The following is a 17,262-nucleotide window of genomic DNA, read 5'->3' on the forward strand; positions in this document are numbered from 1 at the left end:
TTGAAATTGAGAATGTTCAATTCAGACAAGAGTACCCTAAATCAATACACAACTCCTACTCTACTTCGAATTCACCGCAGGGCATTTACAGTTCCAACGCTCTTTACGTTTTCCAAAATCATACCCCAGGGTAAGCTGGTGAAACCCTCCATCACTTAAAACGACCGAATTGGCTTGATAACTGTAGGTATATCCTACCATCCATTTTTTATAATTTACGCCAAGAAAAGGTGTAAAGTATTGTAATTGTTGATTTTCAACCAAAACGCCATCTTCAGAGAATTCGGCCCCATCAAGACTTCGTCTATAGGATAACCCTCCCCAAATAGTTGTTTTTTCACCCAAATCACGATATGCTTTGGCATTAACATCTATACTACTCTCTTCGGTACGTTCTGTAACTTGATATAACAATGAAGGTTCAAAGCTCCATTTCTCTCCAAAATCAAAAACACGTCCAAAAGACATTACATACCTGCGTTGATTATTTGGTTCCTGTATTGGGGTATTATTATCAAAAATATCTCTTGTGGTGGGTAGAATGTTTTTAACTGTAAAATGGCCATACCATTCGAGATAATGATATGATAGTCCAAAATCAACGTTATAATAAGCATCTTTTTGTATCCTATTCAAAATCACTGGATCAGGATCTACAATATCATCTAATCCCCTTAAATCTACATTAGATTGTATAAATCCACCACTTAATCCAAAAGAAAGCATATTAAGATCGGTTCTATCTCTAGAAAACAGTAAATGATAAGCGAAAGTAACATATACCCCTGTTTGTGAGAAACGACCATTTTCGTCTTTAAAGACAATGGCTCCCAAACCAGTTTTATCTCCCATCCTAAAATTGATATTTGCAGATTGCAAATTAGGCGCATTATCTACATCAAACCATTGTTTTCTTGCGGTAAGTCTAATTTTATTTGCATTTGAAGCGCCAGCCATTGAAGGGTGCACCAAATAAAGATTATCTGAAAGATAATCTGCATATACAGGAATCCCTTCTTGCGAAAAAACAAGTTGGGAAAGTAACATTAAAAATATTACATAAGTCTTTTTTAAGCTCATCTAGGCACTGCTTTTAATGGGGACAAACAGATTTCGTGAATTAAATGTAAACTATTAAAAACAGTTTATATTGTGGGGCTTCACTATATTTTTTTTAAAATATCATCAATTAATGACGATTTCAAAGATATAAATTTTTGCAAGAAACCAAGATTTTAAGTGCATTAAGTATAAGTTGTTAAAAAATGTTAGTAGATCCTATGTGGCAATGATATCGAATTGCTTTTTAGTAAATTTGTCAAAAATTAGCACATGGAAAAGAATTTTGAAATAAAAATAGAGTCTACTTCAAACTCAGGAATTATTAAATTTGAAGCCAATCATTTTTTGACGCAACATACCAGTTACGAATTTGAAAATATTGATCATGCCAAAAACTCCCCTTTGGCTCAACAATTATTCCATCTCCCTTTTGTTAAAAGGGTTTTTATAGCACAAAACTTTGTTGCCATTGATAAATATGATATTGTAGCGTGGGCAGATGTGCAAGAGGAAGTAGCAGAACAAATCAAAAACTATCTTAATAGTGGACAAGCTGTAGTTACTGAAACCAAAACCAGCAAAAAAGTACCTGTTACTATTTATGCAGAAAGTACGCCCAACCCGGCCGTTCTTAAATTTGTTGCCAATAAAAAATTAGTAACTACCGGGCACGAGTTTAAAAACATCGATGATGCCAATGAAGCCCCTTTGGTTCAAGAACTATTTCATTTTCCATTTGTAAAAGAAGTTTATATAGACGAAAACTACATTTCGATAAGCAAATACGATATGGCCGATTGGAATGATATTACTCTAGAAGTAAGAGAATTTCTGCGTACTTATCTAGAACAAGGAAAAGAAGTTTTAGCAGCCAATGCTACTGTTTCAAAAAGTGAAGTAGAAAAACAAGCAGATCTTGATTTTGAGAATCTGGATGATGTTTCTAAAGATATAGTAAATATTATTGAAGAATATATTAAGCCTGCTGTTGCAAGTGACGGGGGTAATATTCTATTCGATTCTTACGACCCTGAAAGCAAAGGTGTAAAAGTAATCCTTCAAGGGGCCTGTAGTGGATGCCCATCTTCAACTTTTACCCTTAAAAACGGTATTGAAAACATGCTAAAAGAAATGTTGAAAGACAAAGTCGAGTATGTTGAAGCTCTAAATGGGTAGTTGAACGAATAATCGTTAATTACATCGAAAATCACCATTAAAAGAATGTGGGTTTTTATTTTAAAACCGCAAAGTATCTCGTATCTTAGAGAATCTTTCATAAAATATTAACCAAAACATTATTAAAATGGCAATTGTAAAGACTATTGAAGTTATTGCAAGTTCTGAAAAAGGTTGGGACGATGCAGCAAAAAACGGGATAAAACAAGCTGGCAAAACAGTTAAAAACATTAAATCGGCATGGGTATCCGACCAAAAAGTTGTCGTAAAAGATAACGAAGTAGCAGAATATAGAGTAAATCTGAAAATCTCGTTTGTGATCGATTAAAAAATTTATCTTTTCTTTGATAAAAAGCATCCTGATTATTCGGGATGCTTTTTATATTTTTAGTATTCTCAAAACCAACTGTTGTGAAAAATTGGTTCTTTTTTTTAGTTATACTTACCGCTTCATGCAACAGCCAAAATAAAGCACCTATGCAAGAACACGCATATACCAATAATCTTATAAACGAAACGAGTCCCTATTTACTTCAGCATGCTCACAACCCGGTACACTGGAAGCCATGGGGAGAAAAAGCTCTTGATTTAGCAAAAAAAGAGAATAAACTTATCATTATAAGTATAGGGTATGCTGCTTGCCATTGGTGCCATGTGATGGAGCATGAAAGCTTTGAAGATTCCAAAGTCGCCGAAATCATGAATAGTAACTATATCAATATCAAAGTAGACCGTGAAGAACGACCCGATGTAGATCAAGTCTACATGAGTGCTGTACAGCTAATGACAGGAAGTGGTGGCTGGCCTCTTAATGTTGTAGCGTTACCCGATGGACGCCCTGTTTGGGGCGGCACTTATTTTCCAAAAGGAAATTGGATGGATGCATTGCAACAAATTTCGAATCTATATGAAAAACAACCACAAAAATTACTTGAATATGCTAAAAAACTAGAAGAAGGTATCAAAGCTGTTGATTTCATTGAAACAAACCCTGATAAGTTTAACTTTAACAAAGAATTCATAGCTACAGCAGTACAACAATGGAGTAAGCAATTCGATCATAAAAAAGGAGGAACTAAACGGGTTCCAAAATTTATGATGCCCAATAATTATCATTTTCTACTGCGCTATGCTCACCAAACCCAGGATAAAGAACTGTTTGAATATGTAAATACCACATTATCCAAAATATCATATGGAGGGGTATATGATCATATCGGCGGTGGATTTTCAAGATATTCTACAGATGGTAAATGGCATATCCCTCACTTCGAAAAAATGTTATACGATAATGCTCAATTGGTGAGCTTGTATGCTGATGCTTATTTGATAACTAAGGATCCCTGGTACAAAAGCGTGGTTTACCAGACCTTAGACTTTGTTTCTCGTGAGTTAACAAATAAAAAAGGAGCTTTTTATTCATCACTTGATGCCGATAGCAAAACCGAAAGTGGCGAATTGGAAGAAGGCGCTTTTTATGTTTGGAGAAAAGAGGAATTAAAGACACTTATAGGTGAAGATTTCAAACTTTTTTCTGATTATTATAACATAAACGATTATGGTTTGTGGGAAAAAGGGAAGTATGTGCTGATTAAGAGATCGAGCGATGCAGAGTTTTGTAAAGAAAATAGCTTAAATCAGGAATATTTAGATAAAAAGGTAGCTTATTGGAAAAAGACATTAATCAAATACAGGGAGAAACGTTCTCGACCCAGGTTGGATGACAAAACTTTAACATCCTGGAATGCCCTTATGTTAAAAGGGTATCTGGACGCCTATAGAGTCTTTGGAGAAAAGCAATTTCTTGATATTGCGCTTAAAAACGCAACTTTTATAAAAAATAACCAGTTACAAAATGACTTTTCATTATTTCATAATTATAAAAACGGAAACAGTACTATAAATGGATACCTCGAGGATTATGCTACTCTAATTGAAGCTTTTATTTTGTTGTACCAAAACACCTTGGATCATGAGTGGTTGGATATCTCTAAAAAAATGACCGAATATACTATCAAACATTTCTTCGACGAAGAAAGAAATTTGTTTTATTTTACCTCCAACAAGGATCCAAAACTCATCACCCGAAGTATCGAATCTAGCGACAATGTTGTACCAGCATCAAATTCTATTATGGCCAAAAACCTGTTTTTATTATCTCACTATTATGGTCTGTCTAATTATAAAAACATAAGCCAGCAGATGCTACATAATTTAAAACCACAGATCGAATCATATCCTTCCGGTTATTCTAACTGGCTTGATGTAATGCTAAACTTCTCTTTTAACTTCTATGAAGTCGTTGTTGTAGGGTCCGAATGTATAAATAGAGTAAAACAATTAAATACAATGTACATTCCCAACAAACTATTGGCCGGTAGCGCTAAAGATTCTCACAGAAATTTATTGAAAAATAGGTTTTCACAAGACAAGACTTTAATTTATATCTGTGTAAACAATTCTTGTAAGTACCCCGTTTCAGAAATAAAAGAAGCGCTAAAGTTTATTAAATAAAATCTTTGTATTGATTAATTTTGTTATATTGAAATCATTAAAACTGTTTGTTATGAGAACCAAAGTATTTCATCTTCTTGTTTTTTTATTTTGTTGTTTCATGTGTTATTCGCAAAACAACATAGAAACAGGGGCGGGGATTTCTGCCCAGGACACTTATTTTTTAAATCGAATCAAACAAGAGTTTTTTTTGAGAACGCCAACAAATGAACCTATTAAGGTAGATGATATTGACGGGTCTCCCTATTTATCTGAAAAATTTTCACCAGGAAAAATACTTGATGAACTTACAGGGAAATCTGAAGCGGTTTTTTTACGATATAATATCTATAATGATGAGTTTGAAGTAAAATACGATGTTTCTTCAGAAAATATAGTTGGACTAAAAAAGGGCTCTACCCTTGTAGCACAATTAGGAGATGATAAATTCTATTATAAAGCCTTTGTTAATCACAAGAATGAGCAAAAGTTAGGATATCTAAAGGAGGTTTACAATAGCAAAAATGTTGTAATATTAAAAGATTATTATCAAAAACTGCGTTTACCAAAACCCGCAAAAACTTCTTTGGAAAAGGATATTCCAGCCAAGTTAAGTAATCATCAAAGCTATTATCTAAAGACAGACAAAGGTACATTGATTAAGATTGAAATGAATAGAAAGAAGATAGCCAACTCTTTTCCAAACCATCAAAACGAGATTAAAAGTTTTATTAAAGAAAAGAAACTGCGTTTTAATGATGAAAAAGATTTGTTACAACTTGCAAACTTTTACGGCACATTATAACATTATCATTGTTAAAAACTAGTTTAGATTAATTAAGCGGTTAGACATATATCCATATCATTTATATAATGTCCTTAATAACAGATTAGATTTTTTTCGATAAGTTATACATGCTTAAAAAACTAAAATCCATCTTAAAGTCATATCCACTTTAACAACTATTTTTTGTTAAAATTTATACTGCTGCTAGTGCTTGAAATGACGAAAATTGACGAATTACAACGTTTTCGTAGCCAAAATCCGACAAATTTTATGGTTAAACCGTACTTTTTTTATGTGAATTTTTTGACAAAAAGCACTATTTACTTCTAAAAATGAAGCGTTTAACAAGTAGTGTTGCAAAATTCGTAAAAATTTACCCAAAAAACCGTATTGATTGCATTTAATCCGACATTTATTTACTTTTATCGTAACCAAATCGATGAATATGAGAAGAATATTACTTTTACTGTTTTTGACAACAACTTCTGCATTATTTGCACAATTACCAAGAGATTTACTAAGCTCTTCAGAAAGAGTTACTACTTTTGACGAATACGACGGTTCAATGTATATGAAATCCAGATACAAAGAATCGAGCGTAATAGATGAAAAAGCTGGCACTTTTGATGCCAAGCTAAAATACAATGTTTTTACAGATGCTCTAGAATATAGTCAAGGATCTAAATTGTTCGAGGTAGTAAAAAGCCCAACGGTTCATGCTAGAATTGATGGAGATTATTTTTATTACTGTGAGTTTAAAACACCCCGTGGTCTTAAGAGAACTGGTTATTATGTTTTGGTCGAACTAAATGATAAATATCGTATTTATAAAAGGTTTACCCTTAAAATCAAAGAACCTACTAGAAACACCCTTACCCAAGCTAATGAAGCTGGTGAACTAAGAATGATTACCACATATTACTTAGAAGAATCAGGTCTAATTATGGAATTACCTATGAATAAAAAAGATATGCTTGCGACATTTAGTGATAAAGAAGGAGAACTCAAAGAGTATTTGAAGAAAGAAAAAATACGCCTTAAAAAAGAAGAAGACCTTATTAGATTAGTAGCTAGGTACAATGCACTCAAAAGTAGTGACAATAATCCTTCTCAAAGTTTATTAAGCACAAGGCGCAATTAATTTATTTTAATCGAAAAGTAAAAAATGCCGACTCATTATAGGTCGGCATTTTTTTTGTAATTCAACCTAAGTAATGGTCTCTTAAAATAAAGATTTAATTATCCCCATCATGGGATTATAGCGCTTCTTCTTTATTAAACATACATTAAAATCTATTTTTTTGCATTTTATTGATAATTTAACTATACATAGAGTATACGAAATAATCTAGCTATAAGAAAATTACTACAATTATTGCTTTTTTTTCAGCCCCTCTTCTATTAGCACAACTTCCCCGGCACTTCCTAAAGTCCTCTGAAAGGGTTTCTAAATTTGATAAATATGCTGGTTCCATATATATTCAAAATGAATTTCAAGAGGCAAGTATCATTGATGAAAACTCAAATGCCTACAACTTAAAATTAAATTATAACATATATACTGATGCCATAGAATATCAATCGGGTGTAGAGAGATTTGAAATAACCAAAGCACCCACCATTTACGCAAGAATTAATGACGATTATTTTTACTATTGTAATTTTAAGACGAAGCGTGGAATACGAAAAAAAGGATATTATATTCTTGTAGAATTAAATGATGCCTATAGGATATATAAAAAATTCGAGGTTAAAATTACAGATCCGGTAGAAATGGAAACAATGCCCGAAAATTTCACCATGGGGAAAATTAAACTTGTTACCACATTTTATCTCGAAGAGAATGAAATAATTCTAGAATTACCTCTAAGCAAAAAGGACTTATTACTTACTTTTTCTGATAAAGAAAAAGAACTAAAAGAATACATGAAAAAAGAAAAATTAAAGCTTAAAAAAGAAGAAGATTTACTAAGACTAGTTGCCAGATATAATGCTCTAAAGAATTTAAATGCTAACCCGTCACAAAGTCTTTTAAGTAGTATGGTTCGAAATAACTAACATCTTCGAAGTCTTTTTCTAAAAATTTCGAATGGCTTAAAGTTGCCATTTCCTTTGCCGATGGCAACTTATTTTTTATAAAGACAGCATTCTGATTTTGACAAATCAAGGAAAATTTTTCAACTCCATTACCAATAAAATATACCTTTTGAGCCTTTAAATATTCGAAAAAAGAGTTATCATCCAAGATTTCAGCTTTTGTATCTCTCATTTTTTCATATTTGGGAGAAAACACGGCAGAATACACTTCCATGCGGCGTGCATCTAGCATTGCAATGATGTAGGCATCATTTTCTTTGGGTTCTATTTGCAAAGCCAAGGATTGTAAGGTTGGAATAGATATCATAGGAATATCTAATGCATAGCAAAGTCCTTTGGCTGTAGAAACACCGATGCGAAGTCCAGTATAAGAACCAGGTCCCTTACTTACAGCCACTGCAGCAAGGTCCTTCATAGTTAACCCCTCTCCTTTTACAATCTTATCTATAAAATTATGTAAACGCTCTGCATGAGAATATTTCACATCATAGTCCTCCTCTAAAGCAATAACCTGCCCATTATGAGCCAAAGCAACAGAGCAATTGGTTGTAGCAGTTTCTATACAAAGAATATAGGCCATCCTCAAAAATTTTGGCAAAGATAACCTATTCAAAAATTATTTGTCAGACTTTTTTTCTGTTTCCGAAATTACATTATCACCTGTTTTAAGGCTTTTTGTAACAATATTATATGGACCTGTAATAACCTCTACACCTTCGCCAAGTCCTTCGGTAATTTCAATATTACTATCGTCCTGAATTCCGGTTTTAATTACTCGTAACTTGGCTTGCTCTCCTTCTTTAACAAACACACATTCGAATTTCTCATCAGCATCAGATAGTTTTTCTTTATTATTATTCTCTTTTGATGTTGTAGTAGTATCATTTTTTATAACAATAGCACTTATAGGAACTCCAATAACATTTTCTCTCTTATCTGTTATGATATCAACAGTCGCCGTCATACCTGGCCTAAATGGAGAATAACTCTCTGGCTTGTCCTCGATTAAATCTTTATACGATTCCTCAAGAATACGTACTTTAACCCTAAAGTTGGTTACCTGATCTGCACTGGTTGCATTTTCCGCAGAATTAGCAATCTCGGTTACAAGACCTTTAAATTGTTTTTTAAGATATGCATCTACTTCAACAATAGTAGAATCTCCAATTGAAACTTTAACAATATCATTTTCATTTACATCTACCTCAACTTCCATATTATTTAGGTTGGCAACTCTTACAATTTCTGTCCCTGCCATTTGCTGGGTTCCCACTACCCTTTCTCCTAGTTCGACAGATAGTTTAGAAATTGTACCGCCCATTGGGGCATAAATGGTAGTTCTACTTAAATTATCTTTTGCCTCATTAACTGTAGCTTGCGCACTTTTTACATTGTAATATGCCGACTGTCTTGCAGCCTTCGCCACTTCATACGACGACACAGATGCATCCCAATCTGCTTTAGAAATAACTCCTCTTTCAAATAGACCTTTGTTACGGTCATAACTAAGCTGTGCTTCTTTTAAGCTTGCTTCGGCTTGTTGTAGTCCTGCTCTAACATTTTCTAGTGCTGCTTGTGACCTGTTTAACCCTGATTGAATAATATCTGGGTTAATACGCACCAAAAGATCTCCTTTTTTTACTTGCTGCCCCTCTTTAATAGGCAAATCAATAATTTCCCCTGATACTTCTGAAGAAAGTTTAACTTCTACTTCGGGTTGAATTTTTCCTGTTGCTGCTACAGTTTCGATGATATCAATCTTTTTGATTTCGGTAATGGATACTTCTTTAAAATTTCCATTTTTACCAAACCATCCTGCTTTTTTACCAACGACAAGAAGTATGATTAATACGATTACGGCACTTAAAATAAAAAGTAGTGTTTTTCTATTCATGACTTATTTTACATTAATTCTGTAACATGAAATTACAATCTTTTGGATAACAGCCAAAAATAGGAAGACCTTCGATTTATAATTTTATGTCTGCGATCTTTATTCCGAAATAAAGTTCTAATACTTTGAGCTTAAAGATATAATCAAATTTATTTTGTACTTCTTGACTTTGTGCATTTTCAAGTCTGAATTTTGATTGACTAAAGTCAAAAGCATTGGTAAGCCCAACATCATATCTATCTTTGGCATATTCATAAGCTCTTTCTTGTGCTATTACCGCAACTTGAGATGCTTCATAGGCCTCTGCCGCCCCTTTTGCATCCAAATATGCCTGATACACATTACTGTCCAAATCTAATTCTGCTTGTTCTAATTGAAATTCTGCACGTTTTACATTTACCTTATTTCTCTTCACCGTATTCCTGGAAGAAAATCCGTTAAACACAGGCACACTTAAAGATAACCCATAAGAAATTGCATCATTGGTATATAGCTGATCAATAAAAGATGAAGGCCCTCTTTCAACCAATGTAAAATTTGGAGATTGGTTTAATACATTTTGCCCTGTACCTTCAACAAAACCAATTGTTTGCGTTAATACTGGATTGTTTTCATCCAAGACCTGAGCAAATGTATTGGCTCCAGACTCTCTGGTATTATAACTAAGTCCTCCTGTTAAACTTGGGTAATAAGCTCCTTTAGCTATTTCAAGATCTTTTTCTGCAATAAGCTTATTTTGTTCGGCAATTTGCACTTCATATCTAGAATCTCTGGCTTTTGCTATAACTTGATCAATTGGTTTTTCAAGCATTTCAGCCCCTGGAACCAAGTATTCCTGTTCTGCGATATCAAAACTCTCATAATCTTTGATCAATAACGTTTGTGCCAATCCTATTAAAGCTATTTGTACCGAGTTTTCTGCCTGGACAATACGTGTTAACTCATCTGCCGATGTTGCTTCAATTTCAAGAAGATCTCCTTGGGGCAATACCCCAGCATCTACAAGCTCTTTTGTTCTTTGTAATTGTTCTAAAGTTATCTCATGTTGCTTCTCAATTACTTTTAAAGACTCTTTGTTTAAGAGTACTTGTAAATAGCTATTGGCAATAAACAATGCTATGTCATCTTTCGATTTCCCAAGATTATATTGACTTAATAACTGATTAAGTTTAGCTCTTTGAAAAGTCTTTATATTTCTTAGACCATTAAATATTGTTATTCCTACATTAACGCCATAATTAGAGCTTCTAAGCGTTTGAGTACTATTAGTATTCGTAATAGGATCGGTTACAAGACCTGAGTTCCAAAAATTAGAAGCAGATAGATTTAATGTTGGAAGAAAATTACCAAATGCATCAGACTTACCAATATCTGCATTTTCAATATCGAGCGCAGATTGTTTTATGGTTATATTATTCTCTAAAGCATATTCTATACATTCGCGCAGCGTCCATTTTTTCGCTTGCGCTTGGGTCCCCAACACTGTTAAAAGTGCTATTAATAAAAGTGAAATTTTTATTCGCATAATGCCTATATGTATATTATTGATCGATGTTGTTACAAATATTTTAAAAAAAACCTGTGCCAAAAGAGGTTTACTCTTTAAAACACAGACTTATATAGTTATTTATTTATCCCTGATTTTCTTCTCCTTCTTTCTTTATAGGTTCCGTTTTGTTCCAAACTTTGATATTATCTTCTTCGGTTACTCCAGACAATACCTCTACATTAATCCCATCTGAAAGACCAATCTCTATATCACGTCTTTCAAACTCTTGATCTCCTGTTTGTACCTCGACATAAGGTTTTTCGGTTTCGCGATCAAATTGAAGCAATGCTTCCTTTATAGCCAATATATCATTCTTGGTATCCAAAACAATCGACGCATTTGCGCTATAACCCGCCCGTATAAAATATGCTTTATCGAGAAAAACTTCGCCCTCTATCTTAAATTGAACGGCTCCTTGCTCTTCTGTCCCTTTTGGGGCAATAAATTTAAGTTTTGCATCAAATTCTTTATCTCTTATTGCTCCCAAACTGACTTTCAGGGGCATGTCTATTTTCAACTTATTAACCTCTGCTTCATCCACCTTTCCTTCAAAAATCATTTTGTTAAGATCGGCAATAGTAGCTACTGTGGTTCCATCATTAAAGTTATTACTTTGAATAACCTGGTCTCCTTCTTCAACAGGTATCTCAAGTACAGTTCCGGCAACCGAAGCCCTCACATTTGTAATTGCCTGAGCTCCTCCTGTTGATCCCTGACGTATAATCTGAAGGTCATTCTTTGCATTTTGCACTTCTTGTTTTGCCTGATCATATCGTAATTGTACATTTTGAAAATCTTGCGTCGCAATTACTCCTTTATCAAAAAGAGCCTTATTACGATCATAATCTTGCTTGGCATTTGCAAGGCTTATATCGGCATTTTTAACTCTCCCTCTAGCACTATTTAAGGATTGTTCATTGGGTACCACCTTTACTTTTGCTATTAAATCACCTGCTTTAATTGCACTACCTTCTTTTACGTATATTTTCTCGATAATTCCTGAAACTTGTGGTTTGATTTCTACTTCCTCTTCAGGAACTACTTTACCTGTAGCTACTGTTTTTTCTTCTATCGAGGTTTTAAACGCCTTTTCTGTGGTAAAAACAATAGGTGATTTACTATTGGAATCTATGAGATACTTACCTGAAAAACCCAATGCTACCAATAAAAATACTACCAATAGGATTTTAAAAACTTTTTTCATTTTATTTCTGATTGATTATGATTTATTCTCTTTAAACTATTTACTCTTCTCTTAACGCCTCTATTGGCTTAATACTTACTGCTTTTTGAGCCGGTATTAGACCAATTAATGTTCCTAAAAGGACTATTGATAGTAATGCTCCAACTACTGCAAAGAAATCTACCGTAGGGTTTAATATTGGGATGTCATCATTATTACCTATCGCAGTATTTATAGCCCATAACACAAGGGTTCCGAAGACAAAACCTATTAAACCTGCTAAAAAAGTAAGTAGAATAGACTCCAGCATTATTTGTCCGCGCACTTCAGCAGGAGTAGCTCCTAATGCTCTGCGAACTCCAATCTCCCTAGTACGCTCTTTTACGGTTATCAAAAGCACATTTCCTATAGCAATAACACCTGCAATTAGGGTAGCAATACCAACTATGTATGTTATTAATCGCATTCCCGAAAGGAATCCATTTACTTTTGCAACTTCTTCGCCTAAATTAAAACTACCAAATGCCTGGGTATCCTCTGGATGAACATTATGAATTCTTTTAAGTAATGTTTTAATTTTAGTCTCAGTATTTACAATATTTCTATCTTCTTTGGCAGTGATTACCATCCAGGAAATATTCTTTCCTTGATTAAATATGGTTTGAAATGTGGTAAACGGAAGAAAAATAGAGTCATCCCCTTCAAATCCGCTTTGTGTAGGTTTATATACTCCTATCACTTTGAAATAGATCCCGTTGATACGCACAAAATCTCCAATGGCATTCTCATCTTTATCATAGAACTGCTTGTAGATGTCTTCTCCAATTACGCAAACCTTTCTTTCATAAGTGATATCTTCTTCGTTAATAAATCTTCCACCATCAAAAATTTTCTTTTTCGACACCTTATCTATTGTAGGGTAATCACCAAAAACTTTAAAAGCACCGGATTTTGAACCCCTTACAAATTGACCTGGTGGTGTTCCCCATTGCCCGGTCACATTACGCGGTGTTATATATTCTATATCATTAACCTGTGACCTCAGTGCTTCTACATCATCCAACGTAAGTTGCATTCTTCTACCTCTCTTAAAACCACCATTTGGTATGCTGGTTTGTTGCCCCCACACGAACATTGTATTGGTGGCAAAGTCGTTAAACTGACTTCTAAAACTATTATCAAGACCTTTTGCCATGCCAAGCAGAACTACGAATAAAAACACACCCCAAGTAACGCCTATTACCGTTATTACAGTTCTTATTTTATTTTTACGAATAGCTCCGTAAATTTCTTGCCAGGTATCTTTTTCAAAAATAAATTTCATAACGGCACGGTGTTTCAGTTAATTATTCGTCTCTTAGAGCAATTATTGGTTTTATTTTGGCGGCTCTTCTAGCCGGTATATATCCAGCCATTAGACCTGCCAAAATGAGTGTAATAGTAGCTACAATAATTACTCCTGTTTCTACTCTTGGGTTAAGGATAAAAAATTCTTCAAGATTATTACCAATAAGCTTTAACGCTAAAATACCAAGAACTAAGCCTAAATATCCAGCTACAGATGTAATCAAAATAGATTCCTGAAGCACCATAGCTATTATGGATCTGGGTGAGGCACCTAAAGCTTTTCGAATTCCTAATTCTTTGGTCCTTTCTTTGATACTAAAGGTCATAATATTTCCTATTCCAATCACTCCAGAAATCAATGTTCCAATTCCAACAATAAAGATTATAAAATAGATCCCTCCCAAAATCACCATTGTTTCTTTAATATCTTCAGCAAAACTACGAACCCTAACAGCACTTTGGTCGTCGGGAGCAACTTTAAATTTTTCTTTAAGATCGTCTTCTATCTGGTTAGCAAAGGCAATCGCCTGTTCTGTACTCATTGCCATATTATAGGATATATTGATCTGATCTAAATATTCGTTATTCCCATAAAGCAACTGTACCGTCTTGTAAGGTATATATATAATGCGTTCTTCATTATCTCCTCCACTATCCTGAAATACACCAACGATCTTATATTGTATTCCTTCAACATTGAGCATTTTACCTAATGCATTTTCATTTTTAAATAAGTCCTTTTCAACTAGTCTTCCAATGACAATATTTTTGGTACGTTCATTTACATCTTCTTCATTTAAGTATCTCCCTTTCATCATAATTGTTTTTTCGAGATACTGATGATCGGGATGAACGGCCCTTATACTATAACTTCCTGATTCTTTTTTATACTTTGCCTGGCTATTGCGATAAATTCTAGGGGTAGCAAATTCGACTTGTCCTATATAATTACTCTTAATAAACTCAAAATCTTCATTTTTGAATCGTATTCTTCTATTTTCCTGAAATCCTTTATATGCTTTTGAAGTATTCCCTCCTCTAATAAATATTATATTCTGCGCATCATCGACAAAGCTGCTAAGAAAACTATTAAGCAACCCATTACCCATACCCAACAAAATAGTAAATATGAGTATCCCAAGGGCTACAGTAAACCCAGAAAGAAAAGTACGTAGCTTATTCTTTCCTATAGCTTCGAATATTTCACGCCATCTGTCCCTATCAAACATATTGAGATGCTCTTACCTGTTCTACTTTTTTATCTTCTACAATAACACCATCTTTAAGATGCACAATTCGTTTACACATATCGGCAATATCGGGTTCATGAGTAACCACCAATATGGTTTTACCTTCGTCATTAATAGATTGGATGATATCCATCACCTCATAAGAGGTTTTACTATCTAATGCCCCGGTTGGCTCATCGGCTAATAGCACCTTTGGATCTGCTGCCAAAGCCCTAGCGATAGCCACACGTTGTTTTTGTCCTCCAGAAAGTTCACTTGGCAAATGTGTTGCCCATTCGGATAGACCAACTTTACCCAAATAATTCATCGCTTTTTCGGTTCTTTCTTTTCTCTTTTTACGCTGATAATATAGAGGTAAAGCAACATTCTCTAGCGCTGTCTTATAGTTTATAAGGTTAAAAGATTGAAAAACAAACCCCAAAAACTTATTACGATATTGTGCAGCTTTGGTTTCATTTAACCCTTTAATCGGAACATTATCTAAAAAATAGCTTCCACTATCAGCCTCGTCAAGCATCCCCAAAATATTAAGCAATGTAGATTTTCCCGAACCAGATGATCCCATAATGGCAACGAGCTCGCCTTCTTTTACACTAAAATCTATTCCTTTAAGCACGTGAAGTGAATTGCTCCCCATCTGGTAAGATTTATGTAAGTCTTTTATTTCAATCATAACTCTTTATTAAGAATTTATTGGGTATTTATACACCTTTATAAGTCAGACTCACTAACGGAAACATATATTTTTCAGATTAATCTTCTTAATTTTCCCCTTTGAAGACTATTGATTGGCTAGTGCAGTCTTGTACATAAGACTAACCCTATAGCATTTTTGTTACATATTTGGTTGTTATGAAAATGTTAAAAGTAGGAATTCTACTATATCACTAACCTTCACTGCCGGTAGATTTTTTTTTATTCTTATAGATAAAGTACCCTACTGTTCCTATTAGGATGTAAGGTATGATCATTAAGTATATGATTCCATTGTTAATTCCTTTTGCTGTTTTTTGTCCTTCTTCGCTTTCTAAAACAGCTCTGCACATCGCACATTGTGCTTCTACATCCAAAGTTGCAAATAACAGAAGAATTGATATCCATAAAACCTTTGTTTTCATAACGGCATTACTGTTTTTCGGCAAACATATAATTATGCATAATAAGGCGAAATCATTAAGTAAACGATTACCCCAGTTATCGCAACATACAACCATATAGGAAAAGTTATCCTTGCAATTTTTTTGTGTTTATCAAAACGTTGTGCTAGCGCTCTTACATAGGTTATCAGAACCAAAGGAATAATTACAATAGATAACACTATATGGGTAACAAGAACAAAATAATAAACATAACGTATAGCACCTTCTCCTCCAAATTTTGTAGAATCGCTAGTCATATGATAAGCTACATACATTACCAAAAATAGCACCGAACAAAGGATAGCCGTTTTCATTAATCCTTCATGCAATTTTACTTTTTTATTTTTTATGGCCCAAAGTGCAATTACAAGAATAACCGCTGTTAATCCGTTAATCGATGCATAAATCGGAGGTAAAAATGTTAATGGTTTCACATCAAAACCCAATCTTCTTAAATTAACACCAAATAAAGCAGCTACTACTACCGGAATAGCAATAGACAATATTATGATCCACTTATTATATTTTTGTTCTACAACGGTTGTGTTACTCATCTTTCTTCAAAAGTTTTTTAATATCCTCTAACAAAATTGTGATTTGCTCTTCTTCTCCATTTTCATCAACTTTCTCGTCGACTCCAATAGTGCCTCTATAATAGATAATTGGATTTCCAGACGCATCATATCTTGATCTTACATATCCTTCTTGATCAATAAGGGCAAAGTGCCCATTATGCTCAAAACCTCCTGGTACATCAGGATTTTCTGCAGCGTAAATATTAAACCCGGCATTGGCCAAATCATAAATATCTTCTCTATCCCCGGTTAAAAAATGCCAATCGGGATCTGTGACCTTATAATTCTCGGCATATCTTTTTAATCTACGTGGTGTATCAAATTTTGGATTAATTGTAAATGAAGCCACTCCAAAGTCTTTATACTCCTTTAATTCATTCTGAAGGTAGACCAAATTTCTGCTCATTTTTGGGCAAATTGTTGGGCAGCTGGTAAAGAAAAATTCGGCCACATATACTTTTCCCTTATAATCATGATTGGTGATTAAAATACTATCCTGATTTAGAAATGCAAATTCTGGAACTTTCCTTGGTTTTCCATTAATCTTTATATAAGATAACTTCTCATTTGCTATAGGATTAGAAGCGCTCATTCTATCATTTTTAACAATAGAAGTATTTTTTATTCGGTTAACAATTCTGGGAATAAAAATGATTCCGAAGATTAAAATAACAAACGATATACCTACGTATGAATACTTTTTCATTTGT

17 protein-coding genes are annotated in these 17,262 nt (G+C 33.8%); 6 read left to right on the forward strand and 11 right to left on the reverse strand.

Annotated features, from left to right (window positions below; genetic code table 11):
* Positions 1–60 precede the first annotated feature (60 nt).
* The gene (locus U6A24_RS01425) at positions 61–1,080 is read right to left on the reverse strand and encodes a PorP/SprF family type IX secretion system membrane protein (protein WP_324178150.1); all 1,020 of its coding nucleotides are present in this window, start codon (positions 1,078–1,080) and stop codon (positions 61–63) included.
* 252 nt (positions 1,081–1,332) lie between these two features.
* Between U6A24_RS01425 and U6A24_RS01430 the strand changes: the two genes are divergently transcribed.
* The 6 genes from U6A24_RS01430 to U6A24_RS01455 all read left to right on the forward strand — a co-directional run bounded on the left by U6A24_RS01430 (position 1,333) and on the right by U6A24_RS01455 (position 7,576).
* The gene (locus tag U6A24_RS01430) at positions 1,333–2,238 is read left to right on the forward strand and encodes a NifU family protein (RefSeq protein WP_324178151.1); all 906 of its coding nucleotides are present in this window, start codon (positions 1,333–1,335) and stop codon (positions 2,236–2,238) included.
* Positions 2,239–2,365: 127 nt separating this feature from the next.
* Complete coding sequence (locus U6A24_RS01435) at positions 2,366–2,566, forward strand: dodecin family protein (protein WP_324178152.1); 201 nt, start codon at positions 2,366–2,368, stop codon at positions 2,564–2,566.
* 149 nt (positions 2,567–2,715) lie between these two features.
* Complete coding sequence (locus U6A24_RS01440; RefSeq protein ID WP_324178153.1) at positions 2,716–4,752, forward strand: thioredoxin domain-containing protein; 2,037 nt, start codon at positions 2,716–2,718, stop codon at positions 4,750–4,752.
* Positions 4,753–4,804: 52 nt separating this feature from the next.
* Positions 4,805–5,536: a hypothetical protein gene (locus U6A24_RS01445; protein WP_324178154.1), complete on the forward strand. Its 732-nt coding sequence runs from the start codon at positions 4,805–4,807 to the stop codon at positions 5,534–5,536.
* Between the two features lie 427 nt (positions 5,537–5,963).
* Complete coding sequence (locus U6A24_RS01450; protein WP_324178155.1) at positions 5,964–6,659, forward strand: hypothetical protein; 696 nt, start codon at positions 5,964–5,966, stop codon at positions 6,657–6,659.
* 659 nt (positions 6,660–7,318) lie between these two features.
* Positions 7,319–7,576 (forward strand): hypothetical protein, encoded by a 258-nt coding sequence (locus tag U6A24_RS01455; protein ID WP_324178156.1) that lies wholly within the window; start codon positions 7,319–7,321, stop codon positions 7,574–7,576.
* On the opposite strand, the gene tsaB is transcribed toward U6A24_RS01455, so the two are convergent.
* The 10 genes from tsaB to U6A24_RS01505 form a co-directional block, all read right to left on the reverse strand.
* Positions 7,530–8,195, reverse strand: coding sequence for a tRNA (adenosine(37)-N6)-threonylcarbamoyltransferase complex dimerization subunit type 1 TsaB (gene tsaB, locus U6A24_RS01460; protein ID WP_324178157.1), 666 nt, complete (start codon positions 8,193–8,195; stop codon positions 7,530–7,532). The two genes, U6A24_RS01455 and tsaB, sit on opposite strands and share 47 nt — an antisense overlap.
* A 36-nt stretch (positions 8,196–8,231) precedes the next feature.
* Positions 8,232–9,509, reverse strand: a complete 1,278-nt coding sequence (locus tag U6A24_RS01465) for an efflux RND transporter periplasmic adaptor subunit (RefSeq protein ID WP_324178158.1) — start codon at positions 9,507–9,509, stop codon at positions 8,232–8,234.
* Between the two features lie 76 nt (positions 9,510–9,585).
* The gene (locus tag U6A24_RS01470; RefSeq protein ID WP_324178159.1) at positions 9,586–11,034 is read right to left on the reverse strand and encodes a TolC family protein; all 1,449 of its coding nucleotides are present in this window, start codon (positions 11,032–11,034) and stop codon (positions 9,586–9,588) included.
* A gap of 106 nt (positions 11,035–11,140) precedes the next feature.
* Complete coding sequence (locus U6A24_RS01475) at positions 11,141–12,262, reverse strand: efflux RND transporter periplasmic adaptor subunit (protein ID WP_324178160.1); 1,122 nt, start codon at positions 12,260–12,262, stop codon at positions 11,141–11,143.
* A 40-nt stretch (positions 12,263–12,302) separates the two neighbouring features.
* On the reverse strand, positions 12,303–13,565 hold the full coding sequence (locus tag U6A24_RS01480) for an ABC transporter permease (protein WP_324178161.1): 1,263 nt from the start codon (positions 13,563–13,565) through the stop codon (positions 12,303–12,305).
* Positions 13,566–13,587: 22 nt separating this feature from the next.
* Complete coding sequence (locus U6A24_RS01485; protein WP_324178162.1) at positions 13,588–14,817, reverse strand: ABC transporter permease; 1,230 nt, start codon at positions 14,815–14,817, stop codon at positions 13,588–13,590.
* Positions 14,810–15,511, reverse strand: a complete 702-nt coding sequence (locus U6A24_RS01490; RefSeq protein ID WP_324178163.1) for an ABC transporter ATP-binding protein — start codon at positions 15,509–15,511, stop codon at positions 14,810–14,812. Before U6A24_RS01490 ends, U6A24_RS01485 begins: the two co-directional genes overlap by 8 nt.
* A 214-nt stretch (positions 15,512–15,725) precedes the next feature.
* On the reverse strand, positions 15,726–15,956 hold the full coding sequence (locus U6A24_RS01495) for a hypothetical protein (RefSeq protein ID WP_324178164.1): 231 nt from the start codon (positions 15,954–15,956) through the stop codon (positions 15,726–15,728).
* Between the two features lie 32 nt (positions 15,957–15,988).
* A complete protein-coding gene (locus U6A24_RS01500) occupies positions 15,989–16,531 on the reverse strand; it encodes a DUF420 domain-containing protein (RefSeq protein ID WP_324178165.1) in 543 nt (180 codons plus the stop codon).
* Positions 16,524–17,258, reverse strand: a complete 735-nt coding sequence (locus U6A24_RS01505) for an SCO family protein (protein WP_324178166.1) — start codon at positions 17,256–17,258, stop codon at positions 16,524–16,526. The genes U6A24_RS01500 and U6A24_RS01505 overlap by 8 nt, the downstream gene beginning before the upstream one ends.
* Positions 17,259–17,262 lie beyond the last annotated feature (4 nt).

Origin of the sequence: Aquimarina gracilis (assembly GCF_035285365.1) — a bacterium.
GTDB lineage: Bacteria > Bacteroidota > Bacteroidia > Flavobacteriales > Flavobacteriaceae > Aquimarina > Aquimarina gracilis.

What these genes read in the sequence shown, in the direction of transcription:
- U6A24_RS01470 (WP_324178159.1), bottom strand. Translation starts at nt 11,034, where the DNA reads ATGCGAATAAAAATTTCACTTTTATTAATAGCACTTTTAACAGTGTTG.
- U6A24_RS01490 (WP_324178163.1), bottom strand. Translation starts at nt 15,511, where the DNA reads ATGATTGAAATAAAAGACTTACATAAATCTTACCAGATGGGGAGCAAT.
- U6A24_RS01475 (WP_324178160.1), bottom strand. Translation starts at nt 12,262, where the DNA reads ATGAAAAAAGTTTTTAAAATCCTATTGGTAGTATTTTTATTGGTAGCA.
- U6A24_RS01495 (WP_324178164.1), bottom strand. Translation starts at nt 15,956, where the DNA reads ATGAAAACAAAGGTTTTATGGATATCAATTCTTCTGTTATTTGCAACT.
- U6A24_RS01500 (WP_324178165.1), bottom strand. Translation starts at nt 16,531, where the DNA reads ATGAGTAACACAACCGTTGTAGAACAAAAATATAATAAGTGGATCATA.
- U6A24_RS01440 (WP_324178153.1), top strand. Translation starts at nt 2,716, where the DNA reads ATGCAAGAACACGCATATACCAATAATCTTATAAACGAAACGAGTCCC.
- U6A24_RS01465 (WP_324178158.1), bottom strand. Translation starts at nt 9,509, where the DNA reads ATGAATAGAAAAACACTACTTTTTATTTTAAGTGCCGTAATCGTATTA.
- U6A24_RS01455 (WP_324178156.1), top strand. Translation starts at nt 7,319, where the DNA reads ATGGGGAAAATTAAACTTGTTACCACATTTTATCTCGAAGAGAATGAA.
- U6A24_RS01480 (WP_324178161.1), bottom strand. Translation starts at nt 13,565, where the DNA reads ATGAAATTTATTTTTGAAAAAGATACCTGGCAAGAAATTTACGGAGCT.
- U6A24_RS01445 (WP_324178154.1), top strand. Translation starts at nt 4,805, where the DNA reads ATGAGAACCAAAGTATTTCATCTTCTTGTTTTTTTATTTTGTTGTTTC.
- U6A24_RS01425 (WP_324178150.1), bottom strand. Translation starts at nt 1,080, where the DNA reads ATGAGCTTAAAAAAGACTTATGTAATATTTTTAATGTTACTTTCCCAA.
- tsaB (WP_324178157.1), bottom strand. Translation starts at nt 8,195, where the DNA reads ATGGCCTATATTCTTTGTATAGAAACTGCTACAACCAATTGCTCTGTT.
- U6A24_RS01505 (WP_324178166.1), bottom strand. Translation starts at nt 17,258, where the DNA reads ATGAAAAAGTATTCATACGTAGGTATATCGTTTGTTATTTTAATCTTC.
- U6A24_RS01430 (WP_324178151.1), top strand. Translation starts at nt 1,333, where the DNA reads ATGGAAAAGAATTTTGAAATAAAAATAGAGTCTACTTCAAACTCAGGA.
- U6A24_RS01450 (WP_324178155.1), top strand. Translation starts at nt 5,964, where the DNA reads ATGAGAAGAATATTACTTTTACTGTTTTTGACAACAACTTCTGCATTA.
- U6A24_RS01435 (WP_324178152.1), top strand. Translation starts at nt 2,366, where the DNA reads ATGGCAATTGTAAAGACTATTGAAGTTATTGCAAGTTCTGAAAAAGGT.
- U6A24_RS01485 (WP_324178162.1), bottom strand. Translation starts at nt 14,817, where the DNA reads ATGTTTGATAGGGACAGATGGCGTGAAATATTCGAAGCTATAGGAAAG.